This window comes from Brevibacillus borstelensis (assembly GCF_037834415.1).
Classification (GTDB): Bacteria; Bacillota; Bacilli; order Brevibacillales; family Brevibacillaceae; genus Brevibacillus; species Brevibacillus borstelensis_A.
Genome location: NZ_JAUMSJ010000010.1, coordinates 52,069 through 69,549 on the forward strand (window position 1 = coordinate 52,069; position 17,481 = coordinate 69,549).

At 46.8% G+C, this 17,481-nt stretch carries 17 protein-coding genes and 1 pseudogene; 5 read left to right on the forward strand and 13 right to left on the reverse strand.

Going from position 1 to position 17,481, the window contains the following annotated elements:
* Window positions 1-122 precede the first annotated feature (122 nt).
* Both Q3F21_RS11020 and Q3F21_RS11025 read left to right on the forward strand, forming a co-directional pair.
* Window positions 123-1,505 carry a PLP-dependent aminotransferase family protein gene (locus tag Q3F21_RS11020; RefSeq protein WP_340252417.1) on the forward strand — a complete coding sequence of 461 codons (1,383 nt, stop codon included), beginning with the start codon at window positions 123-125 and terminating at the stop codon, window positions 1,503-1,505.
* A 528-nt stretch (window positions 1,506-2,033) separates the two neighbouring features.
* Window positions 2,034-3,155, forward strand: a complete 1,122-nt coding sequence (locus Q3F21_RS11025; protein ID WP_340252419.1) for a GNAT family N-acetyltransferase — start codon at window positions 2,034-2,036, stop codon at window positions 3,153-3,155.
* Window positions 3,156-3,419: 264 nt separating this feature from the next.
* On the opposite strand, the gene Q3F21_RS11030 is transcribed toward Q3F21_RS11025, so the two are convergent.
* Both Q3F21_RS11030 and Q3F21_RS11035 read right to left on the reverse strand, forming a co-directional pair.
* Entirely contained in the window at window positions 3,420-4,046 is a 627-nt protein-coding gene (locus Q3F21_RS11030) for a C39 family peptidase (RefSeq protein ID WP_340252421.1), read from the reverse strand.
* Between the two features lie 32 nt (window positions 4,047-4,078).
* Window positions 4,079-4,627, reverse strand: a complete 549-nt coding sequence (locus tag Q3F21_RS11035; protein ID WP_340252423.1) for a GNAT family N-acetyltransferase — start codon at window positions 4,625-4,627, stop codon at window positions 4,079-4,081.
* A gap of 78 nt (window positions 4,628-4,705) precedes the next feature.
* Between Q3F21_RS11035 and Q3F21_RS11040 the strand changes: the two genes are divergently transcribed.
* The gene (locus Q3F21_RS11040; protein ID WP_340252425.1) at window positions 4,706-4,873 is read left to right on the forward strand and encodes a hypothetical protein; all 168 of its coding nucleotides are present in this window, start codon (window positions 4,706-4,708) and stop codon (window positions 4,871-4,873) included.
* 164 nt (window positions 4,874-5,037) lie between these two features.
* On the opposite strand, the gene Q3F21_RS11045 is transcribed toward Q3F21_RS11040, so the two are convergent.
* The 9 genes from Q3F21_RS11045 to Q3F21_RS11085 all read right to left on the reverse strand — a co-directional run bounded on the left by Q3F21_RS11045 (window position 5,038) and on the right by Q3F21_RS11085 (window position 13,302).
* A complete protein-coding gene (locus tag Q3F21_RS11045) occupies window positions 5,038-5,367 on the reverse strand; it encodes an SRPBCC domain-containing protein (protein WP_340252427.1) in 330 nt (109 codons plus the stop codon).
* Window positions 5,368-5,400: 33 nt separating this feature from the next.
* Window positions 5,401-5,688 (reverse strand): hypothetical protein, encoded by a 288-nt coding sequence (locus tag Q3F21_RS11050; protein WP_340252429.1) that lies wholly within the window; start codon window positions 5,686-5,688, stop codon window positions 5,401-5,403.
* On the reverse strand, window positions 5,685-5,987 hold the full coding sequence (locus Q3F21_RS11055; RefSeq protein WP_340252431.1) for a DUF2089 family protein: 303 nt from the start codon (window positions 5,985-5,987) through the stop codon (window positions 5,685-5,687). Before Q3F21_RS11055 ends, Q3F21_RS11050 begins: the two co-directional genes overlap by 4 nt.
* A 213-nt stretch (window positions 5,988-6,200) precedes the next feature.
* Entirely contained in the window at window positions 6,201-7,097 is an 897-nt protein-coding gene (gene cyoE, locus Q3F21_RS11060) for a heme o synthase (RefSeq protein WP_340252518.1), read from the reverse strand.
* A gap of 477 nt (window positions 7,098-7,574) precedes the next feature.
* Window positions 7,575-8,225, reverse strand: coding sequence for a YitT family protein (locus Q3F21_RS11065; RefSeq protein WP_340252433.1), 651 nt, complete (start codon window positions 8,223-8,225; stop codon window positions 7,575-7,577).
* A gap of 497 nt (window positions 8,226-8,722) precedes the next feature.
* Window positions 8,723-10,792: an FtsX-like permease family protein gene (locus tag Q3F21_RS11070; RefSeq protein ID WP_340252435.1), complete on the reverse strand. Its 2,070-nt coding sequence runs from the start codon at window positions 10,790-10,792 to the stop codon at window positions 8,723-8,725.
* On the reverse strand, window positions 10,789-11,547 hold the full coding sequence (locus Q3F21_RS11075) for an ABC transporter ATP-binding protein (RefSeq protein ID WP_340252436.1): 759 nt from the start codon (window positions 11,545-11,547) through the stop codon (window positions 10,789-10,791). The genes Q3F21_RS11070 and Q3F21_RS11075 overlap by 4 nt, the downstream gene beginning before the upstream one ends.
* A 95-nt stretch (window positions 11,548-11,642) precedes the next feature.
* Window positions 11,643-12,650 (reverse strand): sensor histidine kinase, encoded by a 1,008-nt coding sequence (locus tag Q3F21_RS11080; protein WP_340252438.1) that lies wholly within the window; start codon window positions 12,648-12,650, stop codon window positions 11,643-11,645.
* The gene (locus tag Q3F21_RS11085) at window positions 12,625-13,302 is read right to left on the reverse strand and encodes a response regulator transcription factor (protein WP_340252440.1); all 678 of its coding nucleotides are present in this window, start codon (window positions 13,300-13,302) and stop codon (window positions 12,625-12,627) included. Before Q3F21_RS11085 ends, Q3F21_RS11080 begins: the two co-directional genes overlap by 26 nt.
* 237 nt (window positions 13,303-13,539) lie before the next feature.
* Between Q3F21_RS11085 and Q3F21_RS11090 the strand changes: the two genes are divergently transcribed.
* Entirely contained in the window at window positions 13,540-14,259 is a 720-nt protein-coding gene (locus Q3F21_RS11090) for a glycosyltransferase family A protein (protein ID WP_340252442.1), read from the forward strand.
* Window positions 14,260-14,414: 155 nt separating this feature from the next.
* On the opposite strand, the pseudogene Q3F21_RS11095 reads toward Q3F21_RS11090, so the two are convergent.
* A pseudogene (locus Q3F21_RS11095) lies at window positions 14,415-14,807 on the reverse strand (hypothetical protein); the annotation flags it as partial.
* A 442-nt stretch (window positions 14,808-15,249) separates the two neighbouring features.
* Here Q3F21_RS11095 and Q3F21_RS11100 point away from each other — a divergent pair.
* Window positions 15,250-16,500, forward strand: a complete 1,251-nt coding sequence (locus tag Q3F21_RS11100) for an MDR family MFS transporter (RefSeq protein WP_340252444.1) — start codon at window positions 15,250-15,252, stop codon at window positions 16,498-16,500.
* Window positions 16,501-16,527: 27 nt separating this feature from the next.
* Here Q3F21_RS11100 and Q3F21_RS11105 read toward each other — a convergent pair whose 3' ends face one another.
* Window positions 16,528-17,418, reverse strand: a complete 891-nt coding sequence (locus tag Q3F21_RS11105) for a LysR family transcriptional regulator (protein WP_340252446.1) — start codon at window positions 17,416-17,418, stop codon at window positions 16,528-16,530.
* Between the last annotated feature and the right edge of the window lie 63 nt (window positions 17,419-17,481).

Here is a 17,481-nt window from a genome sequence, read left to right on the forward strand (position 1 = left end):
CCAGATTTTCATACATTGCTTCCAAAGACGTGTCAGAATAACTACACTATAGGGGAGACAGACAGCGATTGAAATCGCGCTTTCACTCATCTGTCCTGGTACAGATTCGGGAGGTTTTCCTTGTGGCCGCAAAATATGCGATGATTATGAGCGAGATAAAGGAACAAGTGGCAAACGGAACGCTCGGTCCCGGAAGCAAGCTTCCTTCGGTCCGCATGTTGTCCGACCGCTTTTCCTGCAGCAAAAATACCGTCATGCAAGCTTACAGCGAATTGGAAAGGGAGCATTTGATCTACGCCGTTCCGAAAAGCGGGTACTATGTTGTAAATGAGTATCGCTCCCCACATGATGAGCACGCGAATAAAAAAGTTGATTTTTTATCCGCCGGTCCGGATCAGAAAGCGATGCCTTGCATTGAGTTTCAGCATTGCATCAACCAGGCCATCGATCTGTATAAAGAAGAGCTGTTCAATTACTCCGACCGCCAGGGCTTTTATTCCCTGCGCCTCCAGCTCATCAAATACCTGCAAAATCTGCAGGTGTTCACAGACCCGGAGAGGTTGTTTATCGTGTCGGGAGCACAGCAAGCTCTCCATATGCTGGTGTCTATGCCATTCCCCAACGGAAAAAGGAATATCCTGATGGAACAGCCTACTTATTTCGGATTCATCGAGGCAGCCCTGCTTCAAAAGGCCACGGCATTCGGCATCGAGCTGACGACGGAAGGGCTTGATCTCGACCTTTTGGCGTACATGTTCCGAAACAATGACATCAAATTTTTCTATACCGTCCCGCGGTTTCACAATCCGCTCGGTCACAGCTATACAAACGAAGCGAAAAAACGAATCGTGCAGCTGGCGCAAAAATACGATGTGTACATCGTGGAGGATGATTATTTGGGCGATCTCGATCCGAATCCGAAGCATGCCCCCATGTTCTCCTATGATCCTTCCGGGAGAGTGATCTATATCAAAAGCTTCTCGAAAGTCATGCTGCCCGGACTGAGACTTGCCACTGCCGTTCTGCCGAAGCTCATGCTCCACACGTTTTTGCGCTATAAATTCAGCGCAGATTTCAACAGCTCCGCACTCTCTCAGGGAGCCTTGGACATCTATTTGAAAAGCGGCATGTTCCAGGGACATGTCAAAAGGATTCGAAAGGTTTATCAAAGAAAGATGAAGCTGCTTCAGGAAGCCTGCGACCTCCACTTGCCCTCCGGCACTTTCATTTCCAGGCCGTCTTCCGGCTTTTATCTGACTGTCTTTCTCCCTGAACATGTGAAGGCCGGGCGAATGGTGGATTTGCTGCTCCGGGAACATGTACACGCAGATGATGCGGTCAGGATGTTTTTGCCCGAGTATCGCCGGGAAAATATGCTGCGCCTCAGCATTTCTCAGGTGAACGAGGAGCAGATCGGCAGCGGGGTCGAACAGATCGCCCGGTGCATCGCCTTTCTTCAAGGGAAAAGAGATCTTTTCCATTCCAGACCGTCTTCGTTGTTGTAAGCTTGAAGCTTTTGCATGGTTTCATCCTTTTTGTAGACGAAAATGGTTATGATCTCGGTATCAGTTGATGCCATCCCCTCTGTTTTCAAATCTTGTAAATATTCCTCTCTATTTCAAAAAGATGGGTTGTGTCTGCGACCAATCCGGGTTATTCTAAATGCATCTCGCTTTTGAAGGGAATGATTGGCATGAAACGCCAGGCTAATTTTACTTATGGAATAATGATGAACTGAATAGTGGCAGATGGTGTTGCATCTGCAGCTTCATAAGGATATCGCTGCTCATGGCTCCTATAAAAAAGGGGGTTTATTTGCTTTGCAAATAAGCCTGGCAAAAATAGGATGATACAGACCGCAGGCGTTGCCTTGCGGTCTTTTTGCGCCTAAAAACAGGCGTACGCGGAGGTTGTATGAATAAAAAAGCCTCAATTTTTGCCCAACTGTTTTCGCAAGGAAATAGCGGTCATTGATCAGCGTTTTAAGCCTTATGCGATTTTATGCTTTTCCCAAACAAAAGGAGGTTTGCTTCATGGAACTGCAAAAAGAAAACTTTACAAAGGCCCGGCACATTTTTCACGATTGTAACCGACATTTGTGCATTCAAGGGGTGATCCAGGGCGTCATACCCGGCCGAATTTTTACGGCGGATGATTCCAGAGCCGCCATGGTGGCAAGCACAGAAGGAATATATCTAGGCGGCAATCCCGATAACGACCTGTTTTTTCAAGAAATGAACAGCCTGATAAAGAATGACATTTTGCCGAAGCTTGATGCTGATGATGTGGTGGACTATGTCGTCTATTACCCGCAAAGTCCGTTGTGGGAAGCGAAAATGGAAATCGTGATGAAAGATCTGTACGCGATGAAAAGCGCCAGAATGACATTTTCTCACGATTTGAGCAACACAGATGCGACGCTGGCTGACGGTGTCATCCCTGTTGATCAAAAGCTGCTAACTCGCGAGGATTGCTTTGGTTTGGACGACGTTTTGGAGGAAATCTCGAAGCAATGGCCCTCGCAGGAAGCATTCCTTGACAGAGGGTTCGGATGCGTCGCCATTGAGGAAACAGAGCAAGGCCCGGCCATTGTCAGCTGGTGCCTGACAGATTGGGTTGTCGGTACCGAGTGCGAGCTGGGTATTGAAACCGCAGAGGACTATCGCGAAAAGGGCTGGGCCAAAAAGACGGCAGCAGGCGCTCTCGCACTGGCCAGGCAACGGGGCCTGACACGGGTAGGCTGGCAGTGCTGGTCCAGCAATACAGCCTCACAACGAACGGCCCTTTCCGTCGGATTCAAGCCGCTTGCCGAATACCCGGTCCTGTTCGGGTGGACGAACCCGTTGAACAACTTTCTTGTAAACGGCAATTATTACATGCGGGGCGATGACGCTGCGGGTACGGAAAAGGATTACGCCCGCGCCGCCTGGAGCTACGCTCAGGCCCTTGACAAAGGCTGGGACTGGGACGGCATGGCATCGCTGTATTGGAATGCCGCCTGCCTGTTCTACCGGATCGGCGAGAAGGATCGCGCCAAGCATTATTATCGGATAGCTGTGGAAAAAGGCTGGGACGGCACAGAATGCCAGACCGGCGAAGACTATGTGTACTCCGAACCGGATTGCACGGCCATCGCTCTGGAATTGGCTAAATGAAAAACTAGTGGACCGACGCATTTGTGTCCGTTAAACAAATCATGGCCGTCCCCCTGCATCGAATAACGACAAATAAGAAATGATGCAGGACATTTTTGGCTGAAACGAAAAAAATGGATAGAGTTTTCAGTAATCAACTGAATCTCTATCCATTTCTTTTTGCTCTCGTGCGACTACTTGTGACTTGGCAAAACAGCATCGCTGAACTGTCAAGTAAACAAACGAGAAGTACATCGACAGAGGAATCAGCATATCGCCCGCCAATCAGACTGACGATCCGGAAGCTTTGATCAATATCCCCCGCCCGGCGTAAAAACGAGCGAAGACTTCTCGCCGCAGACGGACATTTTCCTGACTTTCAGGCGTGTCTCCGGACGGATTGTGAAAAACGACCTCCTGGCGTTGAGCATTGTGGCCGAAAACATACACCAGATGCCCGCCTTGCCGGGGCGGCGTCACCTCCGGGGTACGAATGCTGGGATGGACGGAAGCGATGTAGACATGGCCTTGATCGAGCAGTTCGCCGATCTCTTCCATCGGGGTATGCTCCTTGACCTCGGCTTGCAGCCCAAATTTGTCCGCGACAAAGGAAACAAAGGGACGATAGAACAGTCCTTTGATCGTTCCGTCCTCGCCCAGCACATACCCGCCGTATTCCCGGCACTGCTTCATCAGCTCGATCGTAGGAGCAATCCGCTTTTGCCGATGCGCCAGCAGCATTTTCAGACAGGCCATGCCGCAGATATGAAAGCTCCACGTCGCGTATTCCTCCTGGTCGGTGGCGCCGGACTGCTGCCACAGGGGGTCATCCGCCGGAAGCACGCTCCCGGATAAAAAGTCCCGCACCAACTTACGAGACTCCCATTGCGAAAAATAAGGCACTGTAGTCATGGTCTCATCCTCTCTCTGGAAATCGCCCTCTCCTAATCAAAAAGAAAATACCAGTATAGCGCCGTCTCGTTGCGGCATTTTTGCAGGCCCCTATAGACAAAAGTGTCAAAGCCGCCGATCACAAAGCCGCAGTTCTCGTAAAATTTGCACGCTCTCACATTGTTGTTTTGCGTCTCCAGCATGATCCCAGGCATCCCTTTCGCTCTCGCCCAGAGCTCAGCCTGTTTGATCAGCTTGCGGCCGATCCCAAACCTTCGGAAGCGTTTGTCCACTTTTATGTCTTCGATATAGGCATACCGATTCCAGTTCTTTTTCAAAATGATCAGACCTGCAACGTTGTCGTCCGCAAGCGCTACATACATGATTTGATCCGGATTATCGATGTATTCGGCATAGTCAATCTCTTCCTCCTCCTCGTCCAAATAGCTTTTCTGATAAGCAGGCACTTCTCTCACTGTATATCCGATTCGCCCATCCGCTGCGGACAGGACAAGCTCGGAATCGACGATGAAGCTGCCATCGATCTGATCAATCTGGTAATCTCCGCGAGCGTCCCGAAGCTCGGTTATTTGGATGTTCACATTCTTCCTCCTTCAATCGCTCTCCTTTACTGTCAATGAACAGCTTTGGTTATACTACTTTCAAAGCAAGTGCCACAGATGAAAGGAGGATTGTTGCCCATCGACACTCATCGCGAGGAACATTTGCCTGATTTTAAACAGCTGACCGACCGCGTGATCGCCCCGCCGCCAAAAGGTCCCTTCATTGGCATTCGGACCAATCTGGATGAAGAACGCAAGGATGCGGACAAAGAAACGCCTAAATAGGTGATCTGTCTTTTGATTTTAAAGGCTGAAGGCACAAGCTGTACGACATTGTCGTGGACAGCTTGTGCTTTCCAATTTTAAGGCGCACCTCTTCCGCCGAATCCAGCTTCCCGTATTTGTCCCTCGCCAGGACTTGTCCTGACGCCTCCAGAGCGGTGCAGCATTCATATCCCGCAGCTATCTTTCTCATGGGCAGACCAGAAAGGGGCAGGCTCGCGACCAGACAGATGGTCGACGAGAATGCCGAAGTGCGTATGCCAGCCGCTGGCGACGCTAATCATCTCGCCATCGTCTGCAAGGCGGCGGCGGGTCAATACGAGAATCACATTTTCGCCTTGCGGAGTTGGTTCAAAGGTAACTTCCGAGCTGTATCCGGACTCTTCCGCCCAAGTGAAAGCGAGGAAGCTGGGCGGCTCGCAGCGCGTGATCCGGCTAGTTGGTATGTCCCCCTTCGTAGTGCTTGTATCGATCAGGGGTCGGCTCGGCTTTCGCATGTTTTTCGCTCATTTTCCTGCCGATCGATTCTCTTACAGATCGAGCAGCTCGATCTTCTCCAGCTCCTTGCGTCGCTTTTCTTTTACGGAATTTCGGCCATTGACCCACGCGAGCAGTAAAATGGCCGTTCCCCCCACAGCTGCCAACGTCATGGAGACTTCTTTCCCTTCGGCAAACAATCCGCTCAGCTTGCCGTATGCAAAAAAAGCGACAAACAGCACCGGCAGGACAGCGCCCCAATAGGCCTCATCCCGTCTCGACAGGTAGTGTTGCAGTCCAAGTACCGCCAGCGCAGCCAAAAATTGAATCACCTGCATCATAACTCTTCATCTCTTTCCTTTTTGTATTTTTCAATAATGATCTTGGCTACCTCTAAACTAATCCGTTCATCAATGACCAGGTTTTTAATCATGTTCACGAACCCGACATCTTCTTCCTTGCTGTGCAGCTCAATTTTTTTGATTAACCGATCCAGCTTGGCCCTGACCGTTGGGTATGAAACATCGTAGATGGCAGCCATATTCTTTAAAGAGCCTGAGTTGACAATAAATTTTCTGATAAATTCAAGGGACTCTTTATCTAAAGCCAGCACCCAGGATGGGACTTCGTCACGATCCAAGTTAATCACCTCTCTCTTTTAATTATATTAATATAAACATAAATTTTATTCAAGTTTTTTTAAATAAATTTAAATAATTTTCCTGACTTCCAACGAGAGCTTCACCGTTCAGCATAGAATATTGAATCCGGAAATAGAAAAAGGCAGACTCCTTCTCAGAATCTGCCAATGCTGTTTAAAGCAGTACCCGCTGCTATGCTCCGTCGGGTCCGCTCACAGTTCCAAAAAAACGCCGACAAGCGAATAGAGAATAACTGTAGAAAACAATACCGTCATATGAAACAGCGAAAACAGGAACAGCGATTTTGCCCACTTTTCGGGGTCCATTTTTTTATAGCCGTAAACGCTCAGAATGAGCCAGGAGATGCTCAACAGAAGCGCTACCAACATCAGACCAAGGCTTAGCGATCCCAACAGAAAGCTGGTCGCGATCAACATGACCAGGTACACATTCGTTTGGATATAAGTTCTGCGGACGCCTTTGACTACGGGAAGCATGGGGACCTTCGCAGCCTTGTACTCTTCGTGCTTGCGGATCGCGATCGCATAGAAATGAGGCATCTGCCAAATCACCATGATCACAAAGAGACCGAGGATGGCGGGATGCGTGATGTCCGGATGAATGGCGGCCCACCCGATGAGCGGAGGCGCCGCCCCGGAGATGCTTCCCACCTCCGTATTGTAAACGGTTCTTCGCTTCGTCCACATCGTGTACGGGACGACGTAAAAAAACAAGCCCAAAAACCCGAGCAACGCCGCAAGAGGGGTCGTGCATGCAAGAGCAGCCAATCCCAGGACAGTCGTCACAATGCCTAGCCACAACACCGTCTTCGGCTCAATCTCTCCTGTCACGGTCGGCCTGTTTTTTGTCCTCTCCATGACAGAATCAATATCCCGGTCGTACAGGTTGTTAAAAGCCCCCGCCGCTCCCATTACGAGACTCGAACCGATGAAAGCCAATATAATTTCCGGCAGCTTCTCAAACGGGCTAATCCGATATGTGTATAAAGCCAATGTCAATCCCGCAAACATCGGAATCAAGTTCGACTTGATGATCCCTGTCTTGACGGTTTGCGCCAGGATTTTCGGCCAAGCCTGTTTCGGAGCCATCGAGAGGGCTTGTTGTATGTTTGTATCGATTTTTTCGTCCTTTTGCATTTTCCCTATCTTCCTTTTCTAATCTATCCGCATGCAGCCAGTTCATCTTACTTCTACCTAGTATATCAATTTATCATTTATTGTGTTGCTTGTTCAAATAATTGGCACACACCAGTACCTGCCAACTATTTGATTGTCCACCCGGATTGACCTGCGAATAAGCTGCCGCTCGCGATACAAATCCCGACCGACAGCAAAACCGGAAGTGTTCTTATTCGACAAAAGGCAACAAATCCCTTTCCGTTCTAGGTAAAGAAAACCACTCTATACAGGAGAGAATTCCTCTAATGAGCCCTCCGCTTATGACCGAACCCAATCGAGATAGGCTTTGCCAAAGAGACAAAAGTCCGCCCCATACCACAACCCGTATTTTTCAAAAAAATCACCACGAAAACGACATGCTTTCGTGGTGGTTTTGCTTTGCCCTATTCAAAGAGCTGTTTTCTTTGGCGCTCTTCCGTACGGGACGGCCATCATCCGCTCCCACATCGGGATAAACTGCTTGATCAACGGTCCGATAGCCACAGCCGTCACCAGTGTTCCGATCGACACCGGCCCTCCCAAGAGAAAGCCCAGCAATGCCACCGTACATTCGATCCCGACCCTGACTTTGCCGATTCCCCAGCCCATTCGTTCATGCAGCGCCAGCATAAAGCTGTCGCGTGGTCCGGCCCCGATTCGCGGCGAAATATACATCCCTGTGCCGAACGTATAAATAAGAAGCCCGCCCGCGAACAAGACGACTCGCTCGGATAGAGTCTCACCGGTAGGAATCCACCCCAGCCATAAAAATAAGTCGATGAACAAGCCGAAGAAAAACATGTTCAAAAACATGCCCACGGTTGGCCTGATCTTGCCGATTACGTAAGACGCAAGTATGATGATCGCTCCGACGATTTGCGACCAGCTGCCGATAGTCAGCCCGAACGTCTTTTGCAATCCGATGTGCAGCGTATCCCACGGAGCTACACCTAGATTCGCCTCGATCATCATCCCGATTCCAAAGCCCATCACGGCCAGTCCCAGCATGAACACGGCGTACCGAACCGTTACCGGGTGTAAAAAAAACTTCCTTATCATAATTTGTTCCCCCTGTTGGGGTGGTCAGCCCCTTATGATCTGTTGCCCTTCTCAGGACGCAAAGGGGGGGACTGAGCGAATGCTGCTCGTTGAAAGGCGACTGCCGTAACATGTTTATCCATAAGTATCACCTTCTTTCTGTATTATTGAATATTTAGACTTCTAGACCAATCATGACCGCACAGAGGGAACCGGGACCCATGCTTACGCCATCTTGAATGATATGTCAAATTCCCAGGATTATTTCCAGTTTTTTCTTTCCGTTAGATGAAGGGACTCGCTTCTCCTTTCTTTTCTACCATTCTCGTTCAGATCATTGAACTTGTCTATAGGAAAAAGGCAGATTCGTTTCCAAAGCGTGGTGGTAGTAAGGAGCCTCTCTTGGGCATTCTGGAGCGGTGAGAGAGCAGCAGGAAAAGCAAGAGGCTCTTTCCGCTTTCATTTACAAAGGAAAGTTGAAAGAGCCATCTTCAGGCAGCCTGAGCAGCAGCAGGTTGCTATTCGTTTAGACTAGAAAGATACTTTTTCTTTAATCCGAAGTAAAAGAGAACCTGCAAGAAAAGATATACCGCCGCCACATACAATGCCTGCAGCATCGTATAATGTATTTTTGAGTAATTGGTATTCACTAATGCGATATAGTAGAGAGCCATAGCAACACCAAAAATGGCTGGTACAGAAAAGATAATTTTCAACTGTTTCGTCAGATTTCGCTTCATCTCACGGTTGGTGATCCCGATTTTTCTCAGTATCGCTATTCTCTGCGTTTCTTCCGCAATATCTGTAACAATTTTATAGAACAGCACAATACTTGAGGAGATCAGGAGCAACGCTCCTAAAAAGGCCATGGAGAAGTAAAAGACGCCATTCATCTGTACATCCCTTTCTTCTTTTTCGGCCTTGGAGAAAGGGCGATATGCTTCCAGCAAGGTCCTTTCGTTCTTCGGTCCACCTAAAAAAGCTTTGTCCTTCCAGATTGATTCATCAGCGTGATTCGCTTCTCGCAAAGTACGGAGAATCTCCGTGAATATCTTGCTTTTATCACCGCTAGCCAGACTGATTAAATGATACTTGGAAGTATCGGGATAACCGCTTTTTCGAAGGATCATTTCATAGTCTGCATCATCGACTACATAGGCGTGATACGTCGAATACGCATTGGTATACTCTAAATTTGCAAACTGGGCCATATCACTCAGAATCCGATCTTTCGATACGGTAAACAAATCAGCAGGATCGACTTGACGAAAGAATTCCGAAGGGCTCATCGTTATATTCGCATCATCGAATGATGTGCCCGGGCTTTGCACGCTTTGTTTATTCATCAAAAACATGATATCTTCAGTAGGTTTCGTTTGAATCTCTCCACCATCAAGAAATACATCCAGCATGTATCCTCTTTTGACGTCCTTGTTTGCTGCCATATGTTTGTTGTAGTTGCTTTCACTTACAATGACACTGTTGAAATACGTACGCTCACCCGTTTTCACTTTCCCATCCTTCAATTTGTAAATCGGTAAGGAAAGATAGTCCAAGACCGCATATTTCTCGATCTTCCCGCCATGATCTTCAATAACTTTCCGCATCTCATCCTGCGAAACATGATTGTATTTATCATCCTCAACGAACATGAAGTCATACGGTCTCTCCAAATCATTGAATGTAACGGTATTTTTATGGATCGTGTAGCCGACTCCGATCAGAAAAACACCCAGGGATACCATAAGAGAAACTACATAAAGAATCGTCCGATAGGATAAAAAACGGTGTGCAAGATTGGACAGAACCAGCAAGTTGTTATTGTACACTCTTGGAAATTTACGAATGAATAATTGGCATGTACTGATCAATGTACCGAAAATGAAGAATGGACTAGCCAATACCACTATTGCACAAAGCGCAAGCATCGCCTTGCTACCATCAAAGATTTCATCCGTGTAAATTTTCGGCAATAGGTACAAGGATAGTGCAAATAACAGGGTAGCGATCAAGCCGATTGCGGGATTGGCAGCAGCCACTTCTTTTTTCGAGCTGGATTGTATAACTTCAATGATGGACAGCTTGGTCAAATATCTCTCTGTAAAAAAAGTACTGATGATATAGATTGGCAAAAAGACACCGATCGTCAGCAAAAAAGAATCAAAGCCAATGCTGTATGCGATATCTTTCAATAATTTACCAAGGATCAGATAAAACATCCTTGAGAAAAGCAATCCTGCCGCAATTCCGGTTAGCAATGAGATGGAGATAATGATTATATTTTCTCGTCGAGTCATCTTTTTGAGATCACGTGTAGTCATCCCTAATGTCAAATATACGCCAAATTCTTTTCCTCTGAATTTCACAAAATACGTTTGCGTGTAAGAGATAAAAACGATACAGAACAGCACGATAGCCACAAATGAAAAATTGAACACACTTTTCGTGTTTGCTGGGATGCTGTCGTTAAAAAACAAGGTTCCATACATAAATAGAACGGCGACAATAAAACTGTTTACGAGATAAAAGGAGACATAACGGGTAAGGTTGTACTTCAAATTTTTATAGACAATCGCGGAAAACGTCATTGGAGCTCTCCCCCAATCATGCTTTCAGCTTCCAGGATGCGGTCGAAAAATTCCCTTCTGTCACCATTCGATGCGATTTCCATCTTGATCGCTCCATCTTTGATAAAAATGATTCTTTTACAAAAAGATGCAGCAAAGGGGTCATGACTGACCATCAAAACCGTGCTCTTTCTTTCTTCATTTATTTTTTTGAGCGTGTTCATAATGTTGTTGGAGGATTTTGAATCGAGATTTCCTGTCGGTTCATCGGCGAATACGATGGCGGGGTCATTGATCAACGCTCTGGCCACAGCTGCTCTTTGTTTTTGTCCACCCGATACATGATAAGGATATTTATTTTGGATGTGCTCGATTTCGAAAAATGCTGCAAGCTCCTGGACTTTCCCTTTAATTGTTGTCGGGTCTACCTTGTCTAGTATCAAGGGAAGGGAGATATTTTCTGAGATCGTCAGGCTGTCAAGCAAGTTAAAGTCCTGAAATACATAGCCTACACTGTGTCTTCGAAAAAGAGCCATTTCCTCCTTCGACAGGTTTGTGATGTTTTTGTCCTCAATGAAGATTTCTCCCGAAGTGCATTGATCGATACCGGACAACAAATTCAGCAAAGTGGTTTTTCCGCTTCCGCTCGGCCCCATAATGCCAACAAAATCGCCACTTTTCACACTGAGGTTTATTCCATGCAAGGCCGTAACCTCTTTGGCTCCTTTAAACGAGTTATACACTTTTGACAGGTCATTTACTTTTAATACTTCCATCAGAAAGAAACCTCCAATACGCAACGTTTGTTCTGTTCTAAGCAGAAGTTTATAGGAGGAATGGATAACAAAATATCGATTTTACTCTCAAAGCCTTACAGTTTTGAAAGAAAACCGATGTCGACCGTCGTTCCTTTATCCTTTTGTGATTGGATGTGAATGGTATGTCCCAATCGTTCCGAAATAAGCTTGACCATGTAAAGCCCGATTCCTGTGGCATTTCTGTCCCGTCTCCCGCCATCACCCGTAAAAAATGGATCAAATACTCGGTGAATATCCTTTTCGTCAATTCCAATGCCATCATCAATAACGGAAAGAATGACCTTGTCCCGTTCTTTTCTTGCTCGAATCATGATTGATTCGCTTCTCTCTGATACGGAATACTTGATGGCGTTTGACAGGATTTGTTCAAGCATATACTGTGCCCATTTTTTATCGGTCAAGATTTCAAATTCATCCGGAATATCCACAATCGGTTCGATTCCCTTATACCTGATTTCTCTTCTTCTTTCATTCAGGGCCGGATAAACAAGCTGTTTTAACGACATTCGCTGAGCGATAAAATCTCGGGAAAACTCATCGATCCTCAGCAGGTTCAGAGCTTCCTCCAGATTCTTTTTCACTCTCTCATTCTCTTCGTTGATGTCTTCCAAATACTCATCATTTTCTCTTTCAGCAAGTCCTATTTCACAAGCCAGGTGGATGACGGAAACCGATGTTTTCATGTTGTGAATCCATTGGGAAAACAAGGCATTTTTATTGTTCTGCTTTGCTTTGTTGTCATAAAGCCTCGCGTTATATTGATGGTGGAGTTTGGAGAGCGTTTGGAATACAAGCTTGTCTTTATGATTCGAGAAATGCTTGGCGTAGTCCGGACTCCTCCCTCCGTCCTCGATCTCGCCTACAAATTGATGATATTTGTATACTTCGTAGCCTACATAAAGAATGAGCAGAGCTCCGCTCAACAGGACCGGATATACATACTCTGAGCTATCCAGTAAAAGCATATAAAATGAAATGATCAGGAACGTATTGATGGTGTACACGAAGATTGTCGCTTTCTTATCCTGTATCACTTCAATGATCAATGGAATGAAAGACATAACCCAGTCCCCTTTTTGTCGTGATAACATCATCGAGTCCCAGTTCCCTCAGCTTGCTCTTTATTCTGGACATGTTGACATTGAGCGTATTTTCAGCCACAAACGTGTTATAATCCGTTAACACATCAAACAGGTCATCTCTGCTCACCAATTTCCCTGCATTCTGCATGAATAATTTGATGATTTTATACTCATTCTTCGAAAGCTCTACGGTTTGATTTTCATACTGCAGCTTTAAACTGTCCTCCAGTAGCACTAGCTTCCCCTCTTCGATCCTGACCCCTTCCGAATATTGCATGGATCTCCGTAAGGCAGCATTAATTTTGGCCATAAGAATCCCTACACTGAACGGTTTGGTCATATAGTCATCCGCACCTAGCTCTATTCCCCTGATTTGTTCCCCTTCTTCATTCCTGGCGGATAATATGATGATGGGTACGGCGTGGTTTTTCCTGATTTGTTTCAAGTAATAAAAGCCATCAAACATCGGCAAATTTATATCCAGAATGATCAGATGAGGTTCTATCCGATCAACCGTTTCCGTGACGCGCTCGAAATCCTCGACAATGAAAACTTCATAATCGTATGCGGTCAAATACTGCTTGATATATTTAATCAGCTTCACATCGTCTTCTATTAAAAGTATTTTCATCGGTTGCCCCCCGGATTACGGTTGTTGGATGCATGGCTGTCTGCTTTGTATGGTAAGACCTGTCTACATTATATCCCTTCCTTTTTTCAGGGCGAAACCGAGAGGACAGCCCCCGTCATGAAAATGCGTTTCTTTGTGTCGGTATCATCAAGAGGTATCTGACTACAGCAAAACCTGACAAACTCCAATACCATGTAATATTTACAGCTTTGCTTGGTAAAGGAGAGTGAGGGCTGGTTGGGAAAACGCAAGAAAATCATTGTTCGGATCGCTTTTAACTCAAAAAAGCTAAGGTACAACCGCAAGAAGCGATTTACAACGCGATGGATTAAAAACCGCATGAAAGTATTTATGCGGTATACGCGGAGGAGCTTGCAAAGACAGAGCAATCAAGGCTTTGTCGCTCTTGTCGAGTATGAGGATCGTTCCCGAAAAAAAATAAAAAAGGAGCTGCGCAAGTACAGCAAGCTCCCTAAAAATATCAAGTTCGTCCCCAAAAGCAAGTGTCAAAAAAGCATCAGGAAGCGTCTGAAGGGCTATCATTACTTGTATTTGGTCCGGTTGGATTCGGATGATTTGTACCGCCGCAGCTATATTCAGCAGCTGAAGAATCATCGCAGAAGAAAGGGAACGTCCGCGGTGATCAACCAATACGGCTACATGTACGACTCGAAAAAGAAGCGGATTGCCCCGATGTACGCAAAGTCACCGGCCTTCTATACCTTGATTTATAAAGTAAAAGATTATTTGAAAGGGAAACGGTATCGGCTGGCCGGGGGACATCCCGCTGTCATCCGCCTGCGTCACGACAAATTGCGTCTGCGCAACTATGTGCACGTCATCCACTCAGGCAATACGACAAGCAAATTTCGTTCAAAGCGGAACAAGGCCATCAACAAAAGACGTATTGTAAAAAATCGGCGCCAGGTAAAAAGGATCCTCTCGTCTTTTATGTAAAAAGGACCTTCTCATCGTTTTATCTTACAAGAAAAAAAGGTGCCGATTTGGCATCTTTTTTATTCTTGAATCGAAAGCGATATGCCAAGAGGCTTAGTCTGGTTGGTGTTGAAACACAGGCCCTCCATCTCTTTCGTCGGCTCCACCATCTCGTATTCATGGATTAACTCAAATAATTCGACAATCAAAACCGTATCATCTGTTAACTTAACCCCGATATCTTTCCAAGCAAGCCGATGGTCCTCTTGGAATTGGGCGACATCGTCTCCGTTTCCTTCTCCCTGTACAAGCCGCATATCAGGGTTTCCAGACGTCGTTTCAAAAACTGCCTTCAGTCTCACATTGCATCTGGGATTGCCGTGCTTGTCAAAGACGGTGACAATTTTTCCGACCGGCTCGTATGTTTGCTGCAATTCTTCCGCTGAATATTCTTCTTTGGGTGCACAAGTAGCCGTTTTCTCCCCTCTGAGGATTTGCTGAATCAATCTCTCGCCCAAGCCATTATCCTCTTCCCAGCCAAATATCATTTTGTGATTGTGTATTGTAATTTCTGACATAGACTCTCCTCCAAAAGCTCACTTATCTATTCATCATAACATTTTGGCGAGTTGGCTTCATAACTAGCCTGCCTGTTATCCCCGTTAGACTTTCCTTTGCCTGCCCATTTGGCATTGCCGCGAGTACGTCGTTTTACCAGTTTTCGAATCGCTTATGGCTGGGGCGCAGGACAAGCACACATGCACATCAAAAAAGACGCTTCCGTGAGGAGCGTCTTTTAACATTACGAACATGTGTTCTTTTTTTGAAACATCCAAACTAACCAGACGTATATTCGACCTTCATATTAATAGTATAAACCATTCTGAATTATAAGTCTATATTTACTTGAAAAAATGCTTTAAAGTTTGTATACCCGGCCGGGAAACTTGTGGTGTGTATCTGTTTGTAAACGGGAACATGCCTGCTTTGACAATAAAGAGGAGGATATTGATGAAAATACGTTCATGGAACAACAATCTGAAAACCCGGTTGATCGGGGAAGCACTGTTTAACATGCTGTTTTGGATGTACTTTCCGTTTATCACCGTATATTTTGGTACGGCATTAGGCAATCATATCGCTGGCATTTTGATGACGGTCCCTCCGCTCTTCAGCCTGATCGGGAGTCTGCTCGGAGGAGCTTTGGCGGATCGGTGGGGAAGGCGTTCTGTCATGCTGCTGGGCGCTTTTCTTCAGACGGTGATGTTTGCCTTGTTTGCCGTGTCTTGGTCCCATTGGATCGATTATATCGCGTTCATCGGTCTTGGGCTGGGAGGAGCCATCTACAGGCCGGCAAGCTCCGCCATGGTTGCCGATCTGGTTCCCGCTCAGGACCGCCGCCAAATATTCGCAACGTTTGCGACGGCCAACAACATCGGCGCGGTTCTCGGGCCTGCGCTTGGAGCCGTTTTCTTCTTCCATTACCGGCAAGAGCTGCTGTGGACCTGCGCCCTGGTTTTGCTGCTGTATTTGATTGCCATGTATGCGATCGTTCATGAAACATTGCCGCAGTCGGCGAAAAGCCCGGAAGCCCCCGCTTCGATTTCCCGCGCTTTCAAAGAACAGTGGACGGGTTACGGCATTATTTTTCGCGACAAAGTGTTTCTGGTCTATACGTTGGCAGGCATCTTTGCGCTGATACCGATCATGCAGCTCGATTTGTATTTACCGGTATACGTGATCAATCACGTCCCTGCCCAGGCTTTGTTCCCGTGGAATGGCGATTCCCTCATGCTGTCCAGTACAGAGATATATGGTTGGCTGCTGGGGTTTAATGGTCTTTTGTTTGTCCTGTTTATCCTGCCTGTTACGAAATGGTTCAACAATTGGAAAGAGCGCAACGTCTTTATTCTGTCAACGCTGTTGACCGGCGGGGGCACATTCCTCGTCGGGATAAGCGCCCATATCTGGTTCCTGTTTTTCGTTACGATCATCTTCACCTTTGGCGAGATGGTGCGTTCTCCCGTGACGCAAAGCTTTATTAGCCGCTATGCCCCGGAAAATGCCCGGGGGCAGTACATGGGAGCCGACAGCTTGCAGGCCACGATCGGAAAATTTTTGGCCCCGGTGACGGTGTTTCTGTCCGGGTGGGTGGCGCCCATGGGAATATTCTGCCTCATTTTGGCGTTTGCCTTGATCAGCATCGCGCTATACATTCAGTTATTCAGAATGTATGTGGAGAAGCCGGAGGCAGCGGGCTGATGGAAGCTGAGGAGCAAAGCCATACCGTCAAATCGATTCCATCCTGTCAAAATAGTTGATCACAAACTGCTTGAACCGCAAGGCAGCTGGCGACGAGTACCGATCCTTCACATACGCGATCCCGATCACGCGTTTGCACTTTGGCTGCCGGATCGGGATATACACGATTTTGCTCTTGTCCAGTCCTACGTCGGGGAGGAGCGAGAGGCCCAGTCCGGCGGCGACCAGCCCTGCGACGGTAGACACTTCTTCTCCTTCGAACGTAACCTTCGGATTCATTCCCAATTGCCGGAATAAACCGTCGGTCGTTTCACGAAGCGCGTACCCCTTCTTCAGAAAGATAAATGATTCGTCCGCTATTTCTTCCATCAAAATGCTTTCAGCATGAGCCAAACGATGATTCGTTGGCAGGATGACAAAAATCTCCTCACTCCAAAGAGGTTTCCATTGGATCGGGACTTTTGTTTCGGTTGGCTCAGCAACAAGACAAAGGTCAAGCTTACCGGCGTTCATATGCTCGAGCAGCGAGTAACTGTGATTTTGGGTTAGTTGAAAGCGGATCGCCGGGGATTGGCTGCGGAAAGCTCCAAGCAAGTCAGGTATCAAGTTCGTGCCCAGCGTATGCAAGAACCCTAACGCTACTTCTCCATGCTCCGGATTCACTATATCGTGCAACTCTTGCTTCCCAACGTCAAATTCCATCAAAATGCGATTCACCCGCTTCAAAAAGAGCTGGCCATATCGATTCAGCACAATGGTACGCCCTTGTCGATTAAATAACGGTACGCCCAGCTCTTCCTCCAGTCGGGCAACGGAACGGCTGAGGGCTGGCTGGGAAATGGACAGATACTCGGCCGCACGTGTCACATGCTGCAATTGAGCCAAGGTTTGAAAGTATTCAAGCTGCTGCCACTCCATGTTTAACCCTCCTTTACATAAAATCATGTACTGATTTATCTATTACCGCGATGCATTAAAAAC

What these genes read in the sequence shown, in the direction of transcription:
- Q3F21_RS11025 (WP_340252419.1), top strand. Translation starts at nt 2,034, where the DNA reads ATGGAACTGCAAAAAGAAAACTTTACAAAGGCCCGGCACATTTTTCAC.
- Q3F21_RS11030 (WP_340252421.1), bottom strand. Translation starts at nt 4,046, where the DNA reads ATGACTACAGTGCCTTATTTTTCGCAATGGGAGTCTCGTAAGTTGGTG.
- Q3F21_RS11040 (WP_340252425.1), top strand. Translation starts at nt 4,706, where the DNA reads ATGAAAGGAGGATTGTTGCCCATCGACACTCATCGCGAGGAACATTTG.
- Q3F21_RS11045 (WP_340252427.1), bottom strand. Translation starts at nt 5,367, where the DNA reads ATGCGAAAGCCGAGCCGACCCCTGATCGATACAAGCACTACGAAGGGG.
- Q3F21_RS11050 (WP_340252429.1), bottom strand. Translation starts at nt 5,688, where the DNA reads ATGATGCAGGTGATTCAATTTTTGGCTGCGCTGGCGGTACTTGGACTG.
- cyoE (WP_340252518.1), bottom strand. Translation starts at nt 7,097, where the DNA reads ATGGCTCCGAAACAGGCTTGGCCGAAAATCCTGGCGCAAACCGTCAAG.
- Q3F21_RS11065 (WP_340252433.1), bottom strand. Translation starts at nt 8,225, where the DNA reads ATGATAAGGAAGTTTTTTTTACACCCGGTAACGGTTCGGTACGCCGTG.
- Q3F21_RS11070 (WP_340252435.1), bottom strand. Translation starts at nt 10,792, where the DNA reads ATGACGTTTTCCGCGATTGTCTATAAAAATTTGAAGTACAACCTTACC.
- Q3F21_RS11075 (WP_340252436.1), bottom strand. Translation starts at nt 11,547, where the DNA reads ATGGAAGTATTAAAAGTAAATGACCTGTCAAAAGTGTATAACTCGTTT.
- Q3F21_RS11080 (WP_340252438.1), bottom strand. Translation starts at nt 12,650, where the DNA reads ATGTCTTTCATTCCATTGATCATTGAAGTGATACAGGATAAGAAAGCG.
- Q3F21_RS11085 (WP_340252440.1), bottom strand. Translation starts at nt 13,302, where the DNA reads ATGAAAATACTTTTAATAGAAGACGATGTGAAGCTGATTAAATATATC.
- Q3F21_RS11100 (WP_340252444.1), top strand. Translation starts at nt 15,250, where the DNA reads ATGAAAATACGTTCATGGAACAACAATCTGAAAACCCGGTTGATCGGG.
- Q3F21_RS11105 (WP_340252446.1), bottom strand. Translation starts at nt 17,418, where the DNA reads ATGGAGTGGCAGCAGCTTGAATACTTTCAAACCTTGGCTCAATTGCAG.